This is a genomic window from Planctomyces sp. SH-PL14 (assembly GCF_001610835.1).
Classification (GTDB): Bacteria; Planctomycetota; Planctomycetia; order Planctomycetales; family Planctomycetaceae; genus Planctomyces_A.
This window is the reverse complement of sequence record NZ_CP011270.1, coordinates 4,818,117-4,837,299: the sequence shown is the minus strand read 5'-3', so window position 1 is coordinate 4,837,299 and position 19,183 is coordinate 4,818,117. Positions and strand designations below refer to the sequence as shown.

The window sequence follows — 19,183 nt, the reverse complement described above, 5'->3', positions numbered from 1 at the left end:
GGCTCACCCACTTATCGTGGTCGACAGCGGCAGGGATGCCTCCAATGCACACCAAGTCTCTTATCAAGTGGCTGACGGGCGCCGGCTTTCTTGCCGCCTGGGTGGTCCTCTCGATTCTGACCGGCCCCGAGCATGACTCCGAAGCGCTCGCGCCGCGGGTCGAGGCTCAGGAAGACCCGCTCCCGGCGGAGACGCGCCCGGCCGACACCCGGCAGGCCTCGGCCGCACCGGCGGATCCGAAGCCGGCCGACGCGAAGGCCGAGACGACCCCGTATCCGGTCCCGCCGGAGCTGATGGGGGTCGACTTCACGAAGCAGTCGGAATCGGAGGCGATGGCCAAGAGCCACGGCTGCCTCCAGTGCCACCAGAACTCGCACGACCCCCACAAGCAGCCGGGCCGGCCGCTCTCGTTCCACCTCGGCTGCACCGACTGCCACGGCGGCAACGCCGACTGCGTCGACAAGAACCTGGCTCACATCCATCCCCGCTTCCCGAACGTCTTCTACTCGTCGGCCAACCCGGTCCGCTCCTACACGGCCCTCAACCACGAGAATCCGGAGTTCATCCGCTTCGTGAACCCGGGCGACCTCCGCATTGCCCACATCAGTTGCGGAGCATCGGGCTGCCATGCCAAGGAGAACCTGGAAGTTCACAAGAGCATGATGACCCACGGCTGCATGCTGTGGGGAGCGGCCCTCTACAACAACGGGGCCGTGCCGAACAAGTGGCCCAAGTACGGCGAAAGCTACAGCATGAACGGGACCGCGCAGCGGATCCAGACCGTTCCCCCGCCGACCCCGGAAGAGACCGCCACCAAGGGAGTCCTGCCGTACCTCGATCCGCTGCCGCGGTTCAACGTCACGCAGCCCAGCAACGTCCTCCGCATCTTCGAACGCGGGGGCCGGTTCGCTCCCGAAGTCGGGATTCCCGAACGGACCGAAGAACCGGGCCGTCCCCGGCAGCGGTCCAGTAACCGCGGTTTGGGCACGCTCAACCGGACCGACCCCGTGTTCGTCGGTCTCGAAAAGACCCGCCTCTTCGACCCGACCCTGAACTTCCTCGGCACGAACGACCACCCCGGCGACTACCGCTCGAGCGGCTGCACGTCGTGCCACATGATCTACGCCAACGACCGCTCGCCGGTGCACTCCGGCCCGTGGGCCAAGTACGGCAACAAGGGGAAGGCGGCCTCGGCTCCGGATGACCTGATCGAGGCAATCGATCCGACGATCCCCAAGGACGAGCCGGGCCACCCGGTCGGCCACCGCTTCGTCACCGGCGTCCCGACCAGCCAGTGCATCGTCTGCCACATCCATCCCGGAACGACTGTCATGAACAGCTACCTGGGTTACATGTGGTGGGACATGGAGACCGACGGCGACCTGATCTATCCGAAGGAAGAGAAGGACCCGACCTCCGAAGAATTCACGCAGGCCCAGATGCAGGACCCGAACGAGATCGCGGCCCGCACGAACCTGACGAACCCCGAGTTCCTCGACAACCTCGTCTCGCTGAACCCCGAAGCCCGCAAAACCCACTTCTCGGACTTCCACGGCCACGGCTGGGCGTTCAAGGCGGTCTTCAAGAAGGACCGCTTCGGCAACCACCTCGACCACCAGGGGAACATGATCCCCGAGCCGACCGCCGAGGACCGGCAGCGGGCGGTCAACTTCCCGATGCAGGCCCGCAAGCTGCACCGGAACATCGACGAGAAGACGATGGCTCAGGTGGAGAAGATGGAGGAGGACCTCCTGCGTCTTCAGCAGGGCTCGCCCGTCCACATGCTCGACATCCACCTCGAGAAGGGGATGCACTGCGTCGACTGCCACTTCATCCAGGACGTCCACGGCAACGGCAAGCTGTACGGCGAAGTCCGGGCGGCGATCGAAATCGCCTGCGAGGACTGCCACGGCACGACGGACAAGCACGCGGTCCGGTTCTTCAACGGGATCCCGAAGCTCCTGACCTCCGGCCCCGCCGCCAAGGAGCGTCCCGACCCGTATCCGAACGGCCGCGACCTGACGAACATGAAGACGCCGTTCGGCAAGCGGCGGTTCGAAGTCCGGGACGACAAAATCGTCCAGAACTCGATGGTCGAGGCGGACCTGAGCTGGGAAGTGAAGCAGGTTGTCGACACGGTCGACCCCAAGCACCGGCACTACAACGCCCTCTCGGCCCTGGCGAAGACGATCCGCCGCGACGAGAACGGCCAGACGATCTGGGGCAGCGTCCCCGAGCAGGAGACGCAGTGCGCCCACAGCAACGAGCACATGAGCTGCATCGCGTGCCACTCGTCGTGGAACCCGAGCTGCTACGGCTGCCACCTGCCGCAGAAGGCCAACAAGAAGCTGCCCGCCCTGCATAACGAAGGGGACGTCACCCGCAACTACGTCTCGTACAACTTCCAGACGCTGCGGGAAGACATCTACATGCTGGCCAAGGACGGCAACGTCACCAACAACCGGATCGGCCCCTCGCGGTCCTCGTGCGCCATCCACGTGACGTCGTACAACGCCAACCGCGAAGCGATCTACCAGCAGCAGCAGACGATCTCAGCCGACGGCCTGAGCGGGATCGCCTTCAGCACAAACGTCCCGCACACCGTCCGCGGCAAGGGTGAGACCAAGAACTGCAGCGACTGCCACCTGTCGATCCAGAACGACAACAACGCCCAGATGGCCCAGCTGATGATGCATGGGACCAACTTCATGAACTTCATCGGGCGGTTCTGCTGGGTCGGCGCCGGCGAGGAGGGTCTCCACGCCGTCATCGTCAGCGAGCGGGACGAGCCGCAGACGGTCATCGGCAGCACGATGCACGAGATCGTCTATCCGGAGAAGTACGAGGAGCACGTCGAGAAGGACTACGAGCTGGAAGCGGACGAGCATCCCGGCAAGGACATCAGCGACGGCGTGCTGCACCCGCGTTTGACGCCGGAGATCCTGAGCCTCCAGCTCCGCGGCGAGTTCCTGTATGCCGCCTGCGGCGACGCCGGCTTCCGGATCTTCGACGTCTCGTTCATCGAGAACAAAGGCTTCTCCGAACGCGTCACGACCGCCCCGGTCTCACCGGTCGGGCAGAAGTTCTACGTCCGGACTCCGTTCGCGACGTCGGTCACCGCGCCGACGACCGTGGCTCCGGACCCGACTCGCAAGCAAAAGCCGGAGAACTGCGAGCAGGACGTCCACCCGGTGTACGCCTACATCTACGGCACGGACCTCGAACTGGGGCTCGTGATGATCGGGGCCGGATCGCTGCTCGACGGCAATCCGCTGAACAACTTTGTGAAGGCGGATGTCCAGTTCAATCCGAACGGCCTCCTCAACGGGGCCCAGTCGGTGACGATCGTCGGGACCTACGCGTATGTCTGCTGTCCGAAGGGACTGGTGGTCGTCGACATCAACGATCCCAAGAAGCCGTGTGTCGTCTCGGTCGTGGGCGAAGAGACGCTCCGCAAGCCGCGGGCGGTCCAGGTCCAGTTCCGCTACGCCTTCGTCTGCGACGAGGATGGGGTGAAGGTTCTGGACGTCACCGAGCTGGCCCAGCCGAAGCCGGTCTGTGCGGTCCCGATGCGGGAAGCGAAGAACATCTACGTCGCCCGTAACTATGCCTACGTGGCGGCCGGGTGTGATGGTCTCGTGATCCTCGACGTGACGAACCCGGAGAACCCGCAGCCGTACCTGCAGTTCAATGCGGGCGGATGCCTGAACGATGCTCACGACGTGAAGCTCGGCGTGTACTACGCCAGCCAGTTCGCCTTCGTGGCGGACGGCAAGAACGGTCTGCGGGTGATCCAGCTCACGTCGCCGGAGACTCCGGGTTATGACGGTTTCCTGCCGCGGCCGGTTCCCAAGCTGATCGGGACGTATGTGATCCCGAAGGGCGGGGAGGCGCTTGCGGTGTCGAAGGGTGTGGACCGCGACCGTGCGGTCGACGAGTGCGGGAATCAGATCTCGGTGTTCGGCCGTGTCGGGGCTCGTCCGCTGAATCTGGAAGAGCAGCGGCGGCTTTATCTCGGACCGGACGGCCGCACTTTGTACAAGGTGCTGGATGGGGTCCGCGACTATGGGATCAACGGTCGTCGTCCCCGCGAGATCGATCTGCACCGGAAGCTGGAGCAGTATTACGGGGAGAGCCTGCACCCAACGTTCCTGCGGCAGTAGACCGTCCTGGCCGGCACGGCGCTGATAGCTCAAACCCAACGTGCCATGGCCGCTGGGGGTCAAGGGGGGGAACCCCCTTGCCGCCGGAGGCGCTTCCACGAGGAACCGTGGGACGTAACGGGCGTGCGCTTTGTGGAGCCGGCGTTGGAGTCCACGCTTCAGCGTGCCCCGCTGGACGCGATCGGTTCGAAGATCATGTAGCGGGCAACCTGACAGCTGAGCGCCACAAGAAGACGCTATCGCTGAGAACGCGCTCACCCTGCCCCGCTCGCTTTGAAATCCCCGCGGGTTGGTGAGGGGGCATCCGGCACGCGGTCCACGTCTGGACACTCACTCCTTCAGACATCTCTCGACGGCCAAGCCTCCGGCGGGCAAGGGGGATTCTCCCCCCTGCACCCCCTGACCAGGGTGCCCCTGGACCCGGTGAATCGAGACTACGGCGCGGGCTGAACCAGCAGCCGCTTGAACGCCCCCTGAACCGTTGCCGGATCATAAGAACCGAGGACCGGCAACGTCTTCGACAAATCGACATCCGTCTGCGGACGCGCCTGCCGCTCACCTGGGAACTTCGTCGTCGTCGTCGAACCGGTCCGCAGATCCAGAACCAGCGACGACTCCAGCGACTTCAAAATCTGCTGCGACTCCGTCAGCGGCTTCTCCTGAACCATCCACCCCTTCCAGGCCAACGCCTTCGAGGTGTTCTCCGACTCCTTGGCCTGATCGACTTCCCCTTCCGTCGCGGCGGCCGGGGCACTCTTGTCCGCCTTCTTCAGCAGCTCCGCATAGACCCGCTCATACGCCCAGACCAGCTGCCGGGCAGTGTCGTAGTCGTACAGGTCTTCAGATCCGTAGGTGGCGATCTTCTTCAGGATCTCCTTCCCATCCGCCTCGCGAAGGACCTTCGCCTCCAACTGGACCGCCATCGTGTCCGCCGTGTCGGCCAGCTTCCGCGTTGCCGCCAGAAGCTGCTTGTTCTCGCCGAAAGGAGCCGCATTGAGGGCGGTCTGCACTTCGTCCATCTGCTTCTTCAGCTCGTCCTGCTCACCCAGCACGCCCGCGGCAATCATCGCCATCGCGGTCGGCCACTCGTGCAGCGTCGGCCGGCCAGGAACGCTCGTCCGGGGCCGCGACTGCCGCCATCCGTCCCGCTTGAGATCGTGGTGACAGGCGTAGCAGGAGAAGTTCGCCAGCTCCGGCCAGGTCGAGCCCGAAACGCTCGCACCCGCCGGGACTTCAATCAGGTCCGCGCTGAGCCGCATCGACTCGCTGACGGACATCAGGGCGGAAACCATCAGGGCCCGCGTCTGGCGGAGCTCGTCCGCTTCCATCTTCTCGCCGCGGGCCTTCAGGAAGGCGTCGCGAATCTTCGGGGCCTTGTCTTCCAGGTTCCGCCAGTGCCGCGGCTCCTGAGCGACAAACCCGACCAGCTCAAAGCTCGGGAGCGGAGGATGCCCCGCGGCATACATCTCGTGCGTCACCACCTTCCCCTCGTCCACATTGCCGACGTGGCAGGAGAGGCAGATCTTGGCGCGGGATCGGGCCGACCGGACGTCCCAGAAACCGTAGTCGTTGTACTTCTCGCCGGCGGGCATCGTCCGCCACTTCGGGTCCTGCCAGTGGGCCGCCGCCCAGCCGCCGGCCGCCTTGTCCCCTTCGAGCTTCGAAGACGGACCGTGGCACCCTTCGCAGGAGACGCCCAGGTTGTAGCGCGGATCGGCCAGCGTATCGACGCTCGCCAGGTTCGGCGCGCCGTCGCGGCGGGGAATCTGCTTCAGCGGGACCGAGCTGTGGCAGCCCAGGCACCGCGCGTCGAGATGGATCAACGACTTGGAGTTCGGATCCTTTGGATCTTCGACGATCCCTAACCGGCGGGCCATCTCCTTCGAGCGGTCGTTGTGCAGGACCGCGTAGGCCTGGTAGTGCTTGTCGTCCTTGGCCCACGTCACCAGTTCATTGAGGAGGACGAAGCCGTCGTCCTCGAACTGGAAATCGGGCAGCGCCAGCTCGGAGCTCGCCCCGGTCCGCCCGTGGCAGAGGGTGCAGGAACGGATGCCGTCGACGCGGCGGGCGCCCGATTCGGGCGTGCCGAAGTAGCACGGCATCTTGCCGCCGGACTGTCCCTTCTCCTGACCGCGCGCCGTTCCGGACGCCGTCAGGACCGCAAGACAGCTCCACGCCGCGAACGCCGCGAACTGCATCTGGCCGCGCATCATGTCCCTTTTACTGCCGTGGAAGAAGGAGAGGACTCTGGTCGGCCACCGGCGGAAGCGCGTCCGCAGGCACGGCCGCTTCAACTCGTGGCCGGGTCTGGAGGTACTCTTCAAAAGCCCGCAGGATCTCGTCCGGGGTCCCCTTACGATATCGGGGGCTGTCCGTGATCTCAAAGGTCCGCGGCGCCCCGCTCACCGGATCGAACGAAAGGAGCTGGCGGACCTTGAGGAGGGAGGCGTCCTCCGCTCCCGGCGTCCCGCCGATCAGGCCCCGGGCCTCTCGGCCGGCATTCTGCAAGGCCGCGGTCGCCAGATAGAGCTGCGTCGTCCGGTCCCAGCCCCCCTGGACCAGTTCGTTCCGGTCCTTGAGGAGCCCGTCCTGGACGGTCTGGACCGAACCCGCGTCGTACCGCTGCTGCGGAATCTTCGCGAGGGCCGCCTGCAGCTCCGCCCGCATCCGGGTCGCCGGAGAGTGGATCACGTCCGGCCGGGCCTGCAGCGTCTGGAGGTGGCCGCGAAGGAGGGCGGCGTCCTTCTGGAACTGCTCGGCATTGAGGAGCGAGTAGGCGGGCGGAAGCGATTCGACGAGCCCCAGTCCCCACGTTCCCCAGCCGATCTCGCCCGGCTTGAGTTTGGAATTCGTTCGCACCTGCCGCCAGCTCTGGTCCTGGAGCTCGTGGTGGCAGGCGTAGCAGTCGAACTGCGCCAGTTCCGGTCCGGACTTGCCGGAGCGTTCCGCGCGGTTCAGCAGCAGGGCGAGCTCATGATCGGCCGTGACGAGCTGTCCGACGAGCCAGCTCGTCGATTCGAAGGTCGAGCCCCGGACCGACGCCTCGCCCCCCGCGACCGGTGTGCGGGCCCGGTCGTCGGAGACCCGCCAGTGCTTGGGGTAGAGGGCCTGATAGGCGGCGAATTCGAAGTTGAGCCGCGGGTGTCCGGCGGCAATCAGGTCGTGATCCACCTGCTGCCCCGGGCTGCCGACGTGGCAATCGGCGCACATGTGGGCCCGGGTGGCGAGGTTCTTGTTCGTCTTGAAGCCGGCCGCGGTCTTCCGCTCTTCCGACCAGATATCCGGGAACTTCCACTCGGCGCTGCGGTGGGCGGCCAGCCAGCCCTCCGCGCCCCCGTGGCACGACTCGCAGCCGATTCCGTCCCGGACGAGGGCCGAGACGAGCGACGGATCAAACGCGTTGACCGCACCCGGGGAGTGGCAGACCAGGCATTCCTTGGCCTTCCAGGCCGGAACGCCGAGCTTCAGCCGCTCGACCATGTTTCGGGAGCGTTCGTTGTAGAGGACCAGTCCCGCCTTCTGGTGCGGGTCTCGGTCCATCACGAAGTGGTAGGAGGAGAGGACGAGGTTTTCGCGGTTCGGGTTGCCGTGGCAGTTCGAGGCGCCGCAGGACTGCGAGCCGAGGAACCGGTTCAGCGCGACCGGCGGCGGAGTTTCGCTCTCCGGGAGGATCAGCGTCTGTCCTTCCCGCGGCGGAGCCGGGAGGGATTCCGGAGCGACCGCCAGCTCCTCCGCGCGAACGGACGCCGTGGCGCAGGCGAGACCGATGGCCAGGCCGCCGACCCAACGGGCAAGATCCACGCCCCTGACAGAATGGGAATAACGCATATCGCCCCTTCCCGGCCCGTCCCCGACGAACGCCGCGCCATCAAACGCTGACGGTAGACTACCCGCCCTTCATCTCTTCGGCCAAACCTGCCGCAGCCGCGAGAGGAATTCTCGCTCCGGCTCGGGAAGGAAAAATCCCAACGACTCTGCGCCGGTTCTTCGGAGCCGTTGGTCGGGTTTTCCTTGCTGTTACAACCGTCGCGATGGGTGAGATTGGCTCGGATGGATGGTGATTCGTGTTGGGACGATGTCTTCGCAGAAACGGGCTACAGACATGCCTAAGAACCGGGGTCCAGGGGGTACCCCTGGTGAGGGATGCAAGGGGGCCACGCCCCCTTGCCCGCCGGAGGCCCGTCTCGTCTCGATCAATCTGAAGGAGCGAGTGTCCAAGCGCGGACACAGTGTCGTATGCCCCCTCACCAACCCGCGGGGATCCCGGAGCGAGCGGTGAGTCCGCAACTCTGGCTCCACAAAGGGGATGCCCGTACTGTCCCACGGTTCCTCATGGAAGTGCCTCCGGCGGCAAGGGGGTGAGACCCCCTTGACCCCGGCGGCCGTCGCACGACGGGTTTGAGCGAACAACGCTACGCCGGCAAGGACGTCCATCAGTTCGGCGGGCCGCCTCGCGCTCCCGTCAGCAGCCTCATCCCCGCCTGCAGCAGGATCCGGCCCGTGTTCTTGGCCTGGGTCCGGAGCTGCGACCAGTACTGTTCGTCCCGGAACTCCTTGAGACACCGCAGGTACTTCGCCCGGTCGGCAGCCCCCAGAACGTTCAAGATCGCCGGAACAAGCCCCTCGTCGACGTTGTAGATCTGACCGGGGGCGAGGTTCACCGGAATGACCTGATCGACCTCCACCGCCAGGTCCGACGCCGTGACCTCGACCGCCTCGCGGATCTGCCGCGCCTTGGGACTCTGCGGATCGGCAAGGTTGTAGGGGGGACTCCACTCCCGGATCGGCCGGAGCTGGTCAATGTGCGTGAGGGCCACCACGAGCGGCGGGAACTCCCGGTCCGGCGTCTTCTGGAACAGAGCCCGCAGGTGATCGAGCAGTTTTCGATCGGCGTCCCGGGCCGCCGTCAGGGACGTGCAGACCAGCAGGATCAGGTCCGACTGCAGGACTTCTTCGCGGGCCTGGTCGATCGCGGCGTTCGCCTTCGAGGGGTCTTCATAGCCGGCGGTGTCGAGGATAATCGCCCGCTGGAGACCGTCCCGCTCCAGCAGGTACGGGTCGACGCTCTTCGTCCGGGGAACCACGTCGACCGCCGCCCGCACCTCGCCGAACAGCGAGTTGATGAGGCTCGACTTCCCCGCCTTGACCTGGCCGATCACGAGGATCCGGAGCGGCTCGCTCGCCAGGGCGCTCGTCCGCTTCTCTTCGACGGCGAGCGAACGCTTCGACCGCTCGCTCATGTACGGGTTGAACTCGACCCCCCGGAGCACCAGGTTCCCGCTGTAGAGCTCGATGGCGTAGAAGCCGACCTTCCGGACGACGTACTGCACCGCCCACCGCTTCGTCTCCTCGGCGGAGGCGTTGAGCATCTCCTCCTGCATCATCGTATTGAACTCGCGAGCGAGCCCCGTGGCCGGGTTGATGATCAGGCTCACAAGCCGGTACAGCCGGTGCATCGACGGAAACATCCTGGCCAGCCGCTGGAGCCGGATCAGGTCGTGGATCGTGAGGATGTGGGAGCCGGGGATGTTGGCCGTGAACGTCTCCCGCAGGTCGCGGGCGACGAGTTCCACGATCTGGAGCAGGTGGGGAACGGGGATCTCGTAGACCGGCTGCTTCGATGTGGTGTGAAACCGCCGGGCGACGGTCTCCAGGATCTCCCGGGCGAGGCCCGTCAGCACTTCCGGTTGATCGAGCGGAATGTCCCGCGACTGGTAGCGGTCGGCGATCGTCTGGACGTCGTCCCAGGCGGAGCGGGCCAGGGGGGACCATTCGTTCGAGGCGGGGACTGCGCCGGCGGAGGGGCGGGAGCCGGACTTCTGCAGCCGCCGCATGACGGGCCAGCCCGCCAGCGTGACGAGGGCGGTGACGATGAACCACCACAGCCACCATCCCGAGTGATAGAGCCACAGCGCCCCGGCGATTCCCAGGAAGAGATAGGGGACCATCGAGAACGCCGCCAGCAGGGCCCATTGGGTTTTGAGTTTCATGGTGATCCCGGGGGAGCCTCGTTGAGGCGGTCTTTCGATATCAGTCTTCAGCCAGGGCGGACCGATGGGGGATGGGGCTGTCGTTCTCGCTGCCCGTCATCGTACGTCATGACGACAACGCGTCGATGAAGAGAGCGGACCAAGGTGCGTTCTGCCGGGTGCGGAAATCGTGCCGGATCGCCGGTTTCTGCTGCCGGGGGTCTTTCTGCCGCACGAACGGCCCGGACATCGCCCCCCCGATGGGTCTCCACAGCACGGGTCCAGGGGCCCCTGGTGGGGAGTGCCGAGGGGCCTGTGTCGTTTTATTGGCCCTTTGCCCGCCGGAGGCCCGTCTCGTCTCGATCAATCTGAAGGAGCGAGTGTCCAATCGCGGACACCGTGCCGGATGCCCCTTCACCTAACCCGCGGAGATTGCAAAGCCAGCGGTGTGGATAAGGGAGTCCTCAACGCTGGTTCCACAAAGCGGACATCCGTTGTGTCCCATGGTTCCTCATGGAAGCGCCTCCGGCGGCAAGGGGGCGTGGCCCCCTTGACCCCAGGCTGCCATGGCACGTTGGGTTTGAGCTACCACGTCGTGCCGGCAAGGACATCGATTCCGACGCTACTCCAGCCAGCCTGCCTGCCGCTCGACAAGCAGGATCAGCAGCGCCCCCAATGCAGCCGGCCCCAGCCGCAACCGGTCGACCAGCAACCGATCCACCGCCTCCCGATCCGCCTCGCTGAGTGCCGCGCTCCGTCCAAAGAGAGCCGCACGCACCGCCCGCAAGGCATTCCGCGGCCCCGCCTTCCAGCACAGCCGGACAATCACCTGCACGACCGCCAAAACGCACGTCCAGAGCAGGACCTCCATCCCCCCTTCCAGCCCCAGGAAAGCCCCCATCATCGCCAGCAGCTTGACGTCCCCGCCCCCCACGCCCGGGCACAGGGCCAGCGAAACCGCCATCATCCCCCCCAGCACCACCCAGCCGAGCAGCGAATCCGCCAATCCCTCGGTCCCGTTCCGCACGCCGCTCAACAGGAAGCCGACCAGCATCCCCGGCAGAGTCAGGAGGTTGGAGATCCGTCCCTGGCGAAGGTCCGTCCACGCCGCAACCGCAGTCGCCGCGAGGACGGGCAGCGACCAGACGAATGGATCATCCATTCCGAGTCCAATTCCGAACCGCCCGCCGGCCCCGGACGAAACTGCGCCGCGCCCGACAGAAGCCTGCTCGGGCAACGGAGAGGGGGAGAGAGAGGAAAGACCGAGGAGGAAACGGAGCCGCCGCGCTCAGCGGGTCGCCTCGTCGTTCTGGACGTTCTCCGTCTGGACTTCCAGATCGTTGATGCCGTCCATGAAGTACGTCTTGACCTTGGGATAACCCCACTTCATGAAGCCGATCAGAACCGGAATCGCGATCGCGCCGATCAGGAGGACAGCCTCAAGGCTCAGAGCCCCCTGTTCATCGCGGCGGATGGTCCGGGCCAGACGACGAATCCACTTGCGAATAGCCACGATCGACTCCTGCCGCCCCGCGGCGGCCTCCAGAAACAAATCAACAGGGAACGGAACGACCGCCAACCAAATCTACATGAACGGCCACGCGATCAGCGTACACGTCATCTCGTACATCAGCCGCAACATCCGCCTCGTAGCCGGGATCCCGACGGCCACGATCGGAAACACGACACCGACCGCCAGGATGTAATCCATCGTCCCAAACCCCGCCCGGCGATTCCCCGACGGACGCGGTTGAGAATGACGTTGCATCCCTTGATGTTACGCAAGGGGGCCGGCCAGTTCCACAGGATCTTTCGGCATCTTCATCCGGGGTCCTTTTCGCGGCCCGTGGATCCGGCACCACTGGAATCGGCGGAAAACGGGGCGTATGTTGATTTCTTCTGCCGCAAACCGGGGCTCCTCTCACCAAACGGGCATCCATGAACCGTCACGCTCGCAGACTGGTCGCCATCTGGGTGGTCCTGGGGATCCTGCAGGCGGGCGGCCAGGTGTCGCGTGGCCAGGATCCGGTCGCTCCGCTGAACGGACTCAAGGCGCAAATCTATGCCGGCCGGAACTTTCAGCGGCTGGTTCGCGAGCGGATCGATCCGAGTATCGAGTGCTTCTGGGACCACGGCGCTCCGGCTGACGAGGCGCCAGTCGACGACTTTTCCGTCCGGTGGAGCGGGTGGATCCGGGCTCCGAAAGCCGGACGCTACAAGCTGCTCGTCTCCTGCGACGACGGAGTCCGCCTGTGGGTCGGGGGGCGGCAGCTGCTGAACGAGGGGGGAACAGGAGCCTTCAATCTGGAGACGTCGGTCGAACTGACCGATACCCCGCAGTCGATCACGGTCGAGCACTTCGACGTCGGCGGCGCGTCCTGGATCGTCCTGCTCTGGCAGCCGGTCGGCGTCCCCGTCCCCTGCCCCGTTCCGCCGGCGGCACTGTTTCCGGATGAGGCGCGGGCGAACGCGAAGCCCGACCGCGGGGATGAGTCCAAGTCGGGGCTGATCGCGGAGTACTTCGACAAGTCCTTCAGCCGCAGGCTCCGGGCCTCAACGGTGCCGCGAGCGGAAGCGATCTGGGGGGAGGGCGCGCCGGAGTGGGGACTCCCTCCCAACGCGGGAGCCCGGTACACGGGGGTCCTCGTGCCGCCGGTGACCGGGAACTACAAGTTCATCGGCTGGGCCGACAACCGGATGCGGGTCTGGATCGACGGCAAACCGCTCCTCGACGCCGACTTTGACCGGCGGAAGCACGAGACCGCCTTCCTGGATCTGGAGGCGAACGTCCCCTACCCGCTCCGGATCGAATTCGTCGATACCGTGTACGGCGGAAGCTATCTGCTGCACTGGGTCCCTCCCAAGGGAGACAAGGAACTCTGCATTCCTCCCGAGTGCCTGTTTCAGACGAAGTCCGCCGTCCCCAAGCGAAGGCCGCCATCGGGACCGTCCGCCGCGAAGGGGGAGTGACGAGACTGCGGCGCGGAACAATGAGATCGTGCGGACGGAACCGTCCGACGGAGGTCCGCCTCGACCTCACTCGCCGCTAGCGACCAAGGACAAGGAAAATGCGACTCTCCAGATCGCACCTCACGTGAATGCGTATCCCGGGTCCAGGGGCACCCTGGTGGGGAGTGCAGAGGGGCCTGTGTTGTTTTCTTGGTCCCTTTGCCCGCCGGAGGCCCTCTCGTCGAGAGATGTCTGAAGGAGCACGTGTCCAAGCGTGGACACCGTGCCGTATGCCCCTTCATCAACCCGCGGGGATGGCAGAGCGAGCATCGAGTCCTCGACGCCGGTTCCACAAAGGGAACGTCCGTTGTGTCCCATGGTTCAGTGAGGACGAGGCCACCGGCGGCAAGGGGGTGAGACCCCCTTGACCCCAGGCTGCCGTCGCACGTTGGGTTGGAGCTATGGGAGCTGTGCCGGCGAGGACGCGGTTCGAGCCCCGGACCGTTGAGGCACCTCAGGATTGTTGTGGCAATGTCGAAACGAGAGATGCACAATCGTCCTGGAACATCGCATTCCACTCGAGGGCCCTCGCATGCGACTCGTCTCTTCTGTGCGCCTGCTTCCCCTGTTGCTGCTGACGTGCCTGATCTCGGAAGCCAGGGGCTTCGATCGGCCCACGATCGAGATGAGGAAACGCGCTCCTCCCCCGCTTGGGGCTCAAGTTGTCGTCAGTCCGTCAGCCGGACTTGGCGTCTCCGGCCAGATCGTCCCTCCGATGAGAGTTCCCGTGGAGGTGCTGGTCGAACATCAATTCGAAGATGGCAAGACGCTTCAGCAGCTCAAGGTCACCGTCCAGGCCGACGCCGACGGACAGTTCGTCGTTGGCTTCGACCCTCCCCGCGGCGGCTGGCTCCCTGGACAGAACAGGACCGTCGTGTGCATCCAGAACCTCCGCCGCGTTACCGATGGGGAGACATGGACAGCGGTCGGACCTCCCGCACAGTCGGCAGATTTTCCGGACGCTGTCGTTCCCCTGCTCAAGGCGGACCGTGACGTCGACCTCGGACAGACGGAGGATCTGCCACCGCTCGTCAGTGAACGGACCTATCTCTTGAAGGGGAGCTTTCCGCATAACTCTCAGGCGGAGGGAACGCTTGGACCACCGGTCCTGGTCGAGTTTCGACAGCCCACCGAGAAGAACCTGGATGGAATCATCTGCGAGTCCTGGATCATGGCGTCGTTTCCCCGCGACGAGCGGACGTGCAATTACGAGATTGAGGTCCCTTTGAAAAGACACCTCGAACCGGGACTTTACCTGCTGCGGACGACCATCCCGATCAAGCCCGGAGCGGTCCCCAACGTCCGGTCCATCCGAATCCTGCCGAGAGACGAGGCGGACGATCCTGAGAAGCAGTGAGCCGCATCAGAAGATAGGGCCCGAGCGCCGCGATATCGGCCCACTCAGTGCCGTTCCCCGATCCCCTCATTGACCGCGGCGGACTTGCCGAAGGCGAACAGGATGTCGCCGGCAAGGATCCGCGTGGCCCCGGGGGGCGGAAGGAAATCCTCGCCGTTGGCGCGGCGGATCCCGATCACCATCACCCCCCATCGCCCGCCGGTCGGCCTCCGATAAGGAGTTCTCCGACGAGCGAACTGCCGTCCGTCACGTGGACCTCGGCCAGCTGCAGTTCCGCCCCGCGGGCGCCGGTGATGTCGAGAAAGTCCTGGACGGTCGGACTGACTATGAAAGTCGCGGCGCACTTTGGGCAACTGTCGACCGTGGCTGGATTCCGACATCCGCGCCTGAAAACCGGCGGACCGGATCTCGGCCACCGATAGACTTCCCCCATGAGCACGCTGCCACCCGCCGCGGAAATGGAGCGGGCGTATCTCGAACGGGATGCGTCCTACAACGGCCTCTTCGTCCTGGGGGTCCGGACGACGGGGATCTTCTGCCGGCCGACCTGCCCCGCCCGCAAGCCGCTCCCCAGGAACGTCGAGTATTTCGCGACGCCGCGGGAGGCCCTGGTCGCGGGTTTCCGCCCCTGCAAAAGGTGCCGGCCGCTGCAGACCGATGACCAGCCCCCCTGGGCCGCCGACCTGCTGGCAGACGTGGAGCGCGACCCGCAGTCCCGAATCACCGACGGCGACCTTCGAACGCGGGGGATCGACCCCGCCACCGTCCGGCGCTACTTCCAGAGGCAGTACGGCATGACCTTCCAGGCCTTCACCCGCATGCGGCGGCTGTCCGGAACGTTCCAGCACATCCGCGGAGGGGGAACGATCGACGAGGCGGTCTTCGCCGGCGGCTACGAGTCGCACAGCGGCTTCCGTGAGGCGTTCACCCGCGTCTTCGGCGACACCCCCGCCAGGGCCCCGCAGGGGGAGTGCGTGCAGGTGGCCTGGATCCAGAGCCCGCTCGGTCCGCTCGTCGCCGGCGCGACGAGCGACGGAATCTGCCTTCTCGAGTTCTCCGACCGCCGAATGCTCGAAGCCCAGTTCCGCACCGTGCAGCGGCTGTTCCGGTCCCCCGTCGTTCCGGGAACGAACGCGCACCTCAAGCGGCTTCAGGCGGAGCTCGAGCGGTACTTCGAAGGGGAGCTCAAGGCCTTCACGGTCCCGCTCGTCTATCCCGGAACGCCGTTCCAACGAAAGGTGTGGGACCAGCTCCTGCGGATTCCCCACGGCGAGACCTGTTCGTATGAGGCTCTCGCCAAAGCGATCGGACACCCGACGGCGGTCCGGGCGGTCGGAACGGCGAACGGGATGAACCGGATCTCGATCGTGATCCCGTGTCACCGGGTCGTGAACAAGGATGGGCAACTGGGAGGCTACGGCGGCGGCCTGCGGCGAAAGCAGTTTCTTCTCGATCTGGAGAAGGGCCGCCAACACTAGCCCGAAGCGCCAGCGAGGAAATTCACGCCTCATTCAACGCCGCAGGAACCGCATGTCTCCGTGGGCAAAACTCTGAAAGGGCGTCGCCGATCTTTCGGGATGAGTCTCACGCGGAGGAAACACCAGCACGTCCTCTCTTCTCCGCGGCCTCCGAGTCTCCGCGTGAACCCTCTCTCCCCCGACTCGGTTCGCTCACGAACTCTCTTCGTCACGAACCGGCTCCAGGATCAGCAGGACATTCATCTCCAGAAGGTGCCGTAGCGACGAACCACCGAGGCTGAAGGAATGCCATGTCTCGGGAACCGAGATCATGAGCTGGATGTTGCTGCCGGTCTGGCGGAGCCGCTCAACGATCTCCTTCCGCCGCCAGAGGAACAGAACGCAGTCGTGGATCACCAAATCGACCCAGTGTGCATGGGCCGGCGAACAGGCCGGGCAGGGCCAGGTGCACGAGCGGCGTTCGGGACTGTAGACGAGATCCGCTTCGGTCACGCCGCTGGTGAAGAGGTGACGAATCAGGGCGAGCTGGTCCGGTTCGATCGCCCAGTCGGTGATCATCCCGAGCCGGGCCGTCGCGGGGAGTGGAACGGGACTCGACATCGCCGCCTCACCTGGACCGTTCACGACGGACGTGCTTCCGGCGGGCAAAGGGGCCAAAAAACAAGACAGGCCCCGGCATCCCCGTTAAGCGTCGGCCGCGACGCTCGCCTTCGCCGCCGTATGAGGCTTGTTCGGAATCAGCTCCCACGCCTCATCGCTCCGCAGAGCCTCCCGCAGATGATCCACCCCGGCCGCCAGGGCCTTCAGCCGCTCCGGCTCAAGACTCCCCGCCAGCACCTCCCACTCCAGCGGAGCGGAGCCTTCAAACAGACCGCGCGACATCCCGCAGACCACGGGCGGGTTCGTCATCCAGTCGCAGAAGTGCTGCCCCACCAGCCGCGCGAGTTCAGGATCGGCGTCGCGATACGGACCATCGGTCAGCAGCACGATCTGGCACGGCTTCATCTGCCGCCCCCACAGGCGGTCGCAACCGCGCTGCAGGGCACCGGCCAGCCGATGCCGGAGAAAACTCACCTGCTCATCGACAGGGACGCCGAGATACGGCCGAAGGTTCCCCGGCTCGGAGACGATCAGCGGATAGCTTCCCCCCTCCAGATCGATTCCGGCGACGAACCACCGCAGGGTGTCCGTCTCGATCAGGACCAACAGCAGAACCGGCTGTTTGGAACTCACTCGCAAATCTCCCTCGTCCGAGGATGGTTCGTGACGATCGAGGAACGGAAACGAAAAGGCATCGGGGACAGTCGGGGGACAAACGGTCGACGTGCCGAGAGGCACCGGATCGAACGCAAACGGTCACGAGTCCAGGAACGGCGCGAGCCGCTCCCGCATCGCCTGTCCGCGCGAGGCGAAGGTCTCGAAGGCCGGCGGCAACGCCCCGCTGCTCTTCATCTCGTCGGCGAACCGGCAACTGTCGCACACAAACTCGTGCAACTCCTGGTTGAGGCGCCGCTGCTCCATCACGCGAACATACTCGCTCGCCGCCTGGTGCAACACCTGGACCAGCTCATCCGGATCCCAGGGCTTCGTCAGATATCGGTACAGGCCGCCGGTGTTGATCGCGTCGACCACCGCTTTGATGTCCGCGTACCCCGTGAAGATGATCCGCACGGCGTCGGGGAACTTCTTCTTGACCTTCGCCATCAGCTGCGTGCCGGTCATCTCCGGCATCCGCTGATCGGTCATCACGACATGGACCGGCTCCCGCTCGAGGATCTCGAGCGCCTGCTGGCCGCTGTCGGCTGTGTGCAGGGTGAACTCGCGGCGGAGCAGTCCCTTCAGCGACTGCAGGATCTCCGGCTCGTCATCGATGAGCAGGATCGGCGGACGATCGGGCTTGTTCATTCCAACTCTCTTGAGGCGGCGTCACCGTCCCCCTTCCGAGCGCCCAAGCGCGGAGAGGACGGAGGCCAACGGTCACGTCATGCAACCGGCGCGGGCTTGAAGGGGAGCCAGACCCGGAAGGTCGAGCCGTACCCCACCTCGCTCTCCACGTCGATCCGGCCACCGTGGTCGCGGATCGTTCCGTAGGAAAGAGCGAGGCCCAATCCCTTTCCCTGCCCGACAGGACGAGTGGTGAAGAACGGCTCGAAGATCCGCGGCATGTTGTTCCGGTCGATGCCGGTGCCGTCGTCTTCGATCTCCACCCGGACTCCTTCCCCGTCGGTGCAGGTCCGAATTTCAATCGTACTCTCGTCGTCGCTCGCCTGAACGGCATTGAGCAAAAGATTGTAGAAGACTTGGTTGACTTTCAGCGGCCGGCAGAACACGCGCGGCACCTCCTCGGACTCCACCAGGACGTGGATCTTCCGCTTGTCGAGCTCGGGCCGGACCATGTTGAGAGCGCACTCGACCGACTTGCGGAGATCGACCGACTCGAAGTCCGCTTCGTCCAGCCGGGCGAAGTCCCGCAGGTTCTTGACGATGTCGCGGACCCGCTTCAGTCCATCGACGGAGGCCTCGAACGTCCGGGGCAGCTCCTCGCGGATCCAGGCCAGGTCCAGGTCCTGCTCCAGATGCGCCGCCTCATCGGCCAGCCCCGGATTGACGCGGGCCAGTTCCTCCCGTCCTTCCTGGTATTTCGCCAGGATCTCGTCCAGGTCCTGCGCGTTCCGGCGGAGCACCGTGAGGTTGTTGCTTACGTAGGCGATGGGATTGTTGATCTCATGCGCCATCCCGGCGGCGAGCTGGGCCAGGCTGGTGAGTTTCTCGCTCTGCATGAGGGCCGCCTGCGCCTCCCGCAGCTTCTGGTTCTGCTCGGTGAGGGCCGTCTGCAGCCGGATGACCCGTTCCCCCTGGGCGACGCGGACCCGCAGTTCATCCGAGGCGAACGGTTTTGCGAGGAAGTCGTCCGCCCCCGCCTCCATGGCCTGGACGAGGTTTTCCTTCTCCGACTTGGCGGTCAGGAGGATCAGGTAGACGTAGTTCGGCCGGCCCGCCGCGCGGATCCGCCGGACGAGTTCGTAGCCGTCGAGCCCCGGCATGACCCAGTCGGTCAGGACGAGCTGATACTCCCCCTCCTGAAACCGTTCCCAGGCGGCGGTGCCGTCCTCCGCTTCGGTGACGTCGTACCCCCACCTCTGCAGAGAGGCGGTGAGGATCTTGCGCATCACCGGACTGTCTTCGGCGACCAGGATCTTCATAAGA

At 65.5% G+C, this 19,183-nt stretch carries 15 protein-coding genes; 4 read left to right on the top strand and 11 right to left on the bottom strand.

The window, feature by feature from the left end; all coding sequences use genetic code 11:
- Positions 1 to 44 precede the first annotated feature (44 nt).
- A complete protein-coding gene (locus VT03_RS18490; RefSeq protein WP_075094349.1) occupies positions 45 to 4,163 on the top strand; it encodes a hypothetical protein in 4,119 nt (1,372 codons plus the stop codon).
- A 434-nt stretch (positions 4,164 to 4,597) separates the two neighbouring features.
- Here VT03_RS18490 and VT03_RS18485 read toward each other — a convergent pair whose 3' ends face one another.
- The 6 genes from VT03_RS18485 to VT03_RS34990 all read right to left on the bottom strand — a co-directional run bounded on the left by VT03_RS18485 (position 4,598) and on the right by VT03_RS34990 (position 11,843).
- A complete protein-coding gene (locus tag VT03_RS18485) occupies positions 4,598 to 6,376 on the bottom strand; it encodes a multiheme c-type cytochrome (protein WP_075094348.1) in 1,779 nt (592 codons plus the stop codon).
- Positions 6,377 to 6,383: 7 nt separating this feature from the next.
- Positions 6,384 to 7,964, bottom strand: coding sequence for a multiheme c-type cytochrome (locus VT03_RS18480; RefSeq protein ID WP_075094347.1), 1,581 nt, complete (start codon positions 7,962 to 7,964; stop codon positions 6,384 to 6,386).
- 632 nt (positions 7,965 to 8,596) lie between these two features.
- Complete coding sequence (locus tag VT03_RS18475; protein WP_075094346.1) at positions 8,597 to 10,153, bottom strand: GTPase family protein; 1,557 nt, start codon at positions 10,151 to 10,153, stop codon at positions 8,597 to 8,599.
- Positions 10,154 to 10,754: 601 nt separating this feature from the next.
- Positions 10,755 to 11,294: a prepilin peptidase gene (locus VT03_RS18470; RefSeq protein ID WP_075094345.1), complete on the bottom strand. Its 540-nt coding sequence runs from the start codon at positions 11,292 to 11,294 to the stop codon at positions 10,755 to 10,757.
- Between the two features lie 126 nt (positions 11,295 to 11,420).
- Positions 11,421 to 11,645: a hypothetical protein gene (locus tag VT03_RS18465; RefSeq protein WP_156514598.1), complete on the bottom strand. Its 225-nt coding sequence runs from the start codon at positions 11,643 to 11,645 to the stop codon at positions 11,421 to 11,423.
- 72 nt (positions 11,646 to 11,717) lie between these two features.
- On the bottom strand, positions 11,718 to 11,843 hold the full coding sequence (locus tag VT03_RS34990; RefSeq protein WP_255378398.1) for a hypothetical protein: 126 nt from the start codon (positions 11,841 to 11,843) through the stop codon (positions 11,718 to 11,720).
- A gap of 227 nt (positions 11,844 to 12,070) precedes the next feature.
- On the opposite strand from VT03_RS34990, the gene VT03_RS18460 reads away from it, so the two are divergent.
- Entirely contained in the window at positions 12,071 to 13,102 is a 1,032-nt protein-coding gene (locus tag VT03_RS18460; RefSeq protein ID WP_075094343.1) for a PA14 domain-containing protein, read from the top strand.
- 754 nt (positions 13,103 to 13,856) lie between these two features.
- Positions 13,857 to 14,498: a hypothetical protein gene (locus tag VT03_RS18455; RefSeq protein WP_156514597.1), complete on the top strand. Its 642-nt coding sequence runs from the start codon at positions 13,857 to 13,859 to the stop codon at positions 14,496 to 14,498.
- A 44-nt stretch (positions 14,499 to 14,542) separates the two neighbouring features.
- Here VT03_RS18455 and VT03_RS34265 read toward each other — a convergent pair whose 3' ends face one another.
- Positions 14,543 to 14,680: a TrkA C-terminal domain-containing protein gene (locus VT03_RS34265; RefSeq protein WP_197488994.1), complete on the bottom strand. Its 138-nt coding sequence runs from the start codon at positions 14,678 to 14,680 to the stop codon at positions 14,543 to 14,545.
- Positions 14,681 to 14,929: 249 nt separating this feature from the next.
- On the opposite strand from VT03_RS34265, the gene VT03_RS18445 reads away from it, so the two are divergent.
- Positions 14,930 to 15,976, top strand: coding sequence for a bifunctional transcriptional activator/DNA repair enzyme AdaA (locus tag VT03_RS18445; protein WP_075094341.1), 1,047 nt, complete (start codon positions 14,930 to 14,932; stop codon positions 15,974 to 15,976).
- 192 nt (positions 15,977 to 16,168) lie between these two features.
- On the opposite strand, the gene VT03_RS18440 is transcribed toward VT03_RS18445, so the two are convergent.
- The 4 genes from VT03_RS18440 to VT03_RS18425 form a co-directional block, all read right to left on the bottom strand.
- Positions 16,169 to 16,576, bottom strand: coding sequence for a hypothetical protein (locus tag VT03_RS18440; protein WP_075094340.1), 408 nt, complete (start codon positions 16,574 to 16,576; stop codon positions 16,169 to 16,171).
- An 84-nt stretch (positions 16,577 to 16,660) separates the two neighbouring features.
- A complete protein-coding gene (locus VT03_RS18435) occupies positions 16,661 to 17,209 on the bottom strand; it encodes a hypothetical protein (RefSeq protein ID WP_075094339.1) in 549 nt (182 codons plus the stop codon).
- 123 nt (positions 17,210 to 17,332) lie between these two features.
- The gene (locus VT03_RS18430; RefSeq protein ID WP_075094338.1) at positions 17,333 to 17,881 is read right to left on the bottom strand and encodes a response regulator; all 549 of its coding nucleotides are present in this window, start codon (positions 17,879 to 17,881) and stop codon (positions 17,333 to 17,335) included.
- A 77-nt stretch (positions 17,882 to 17,958) separates the two neighbouring features.
- Entirely contained in the window at positions 17,959 to 19,179 is a 1,221-nt protein-coding gene (locus tag VT03_RS18425; RefSeq protein WP_075094337.1) for a response regulator, read from the bottom strand.
- Between the last annotated feature and the right edge of the window lie 4 nt (positions 19,180 to 19,183).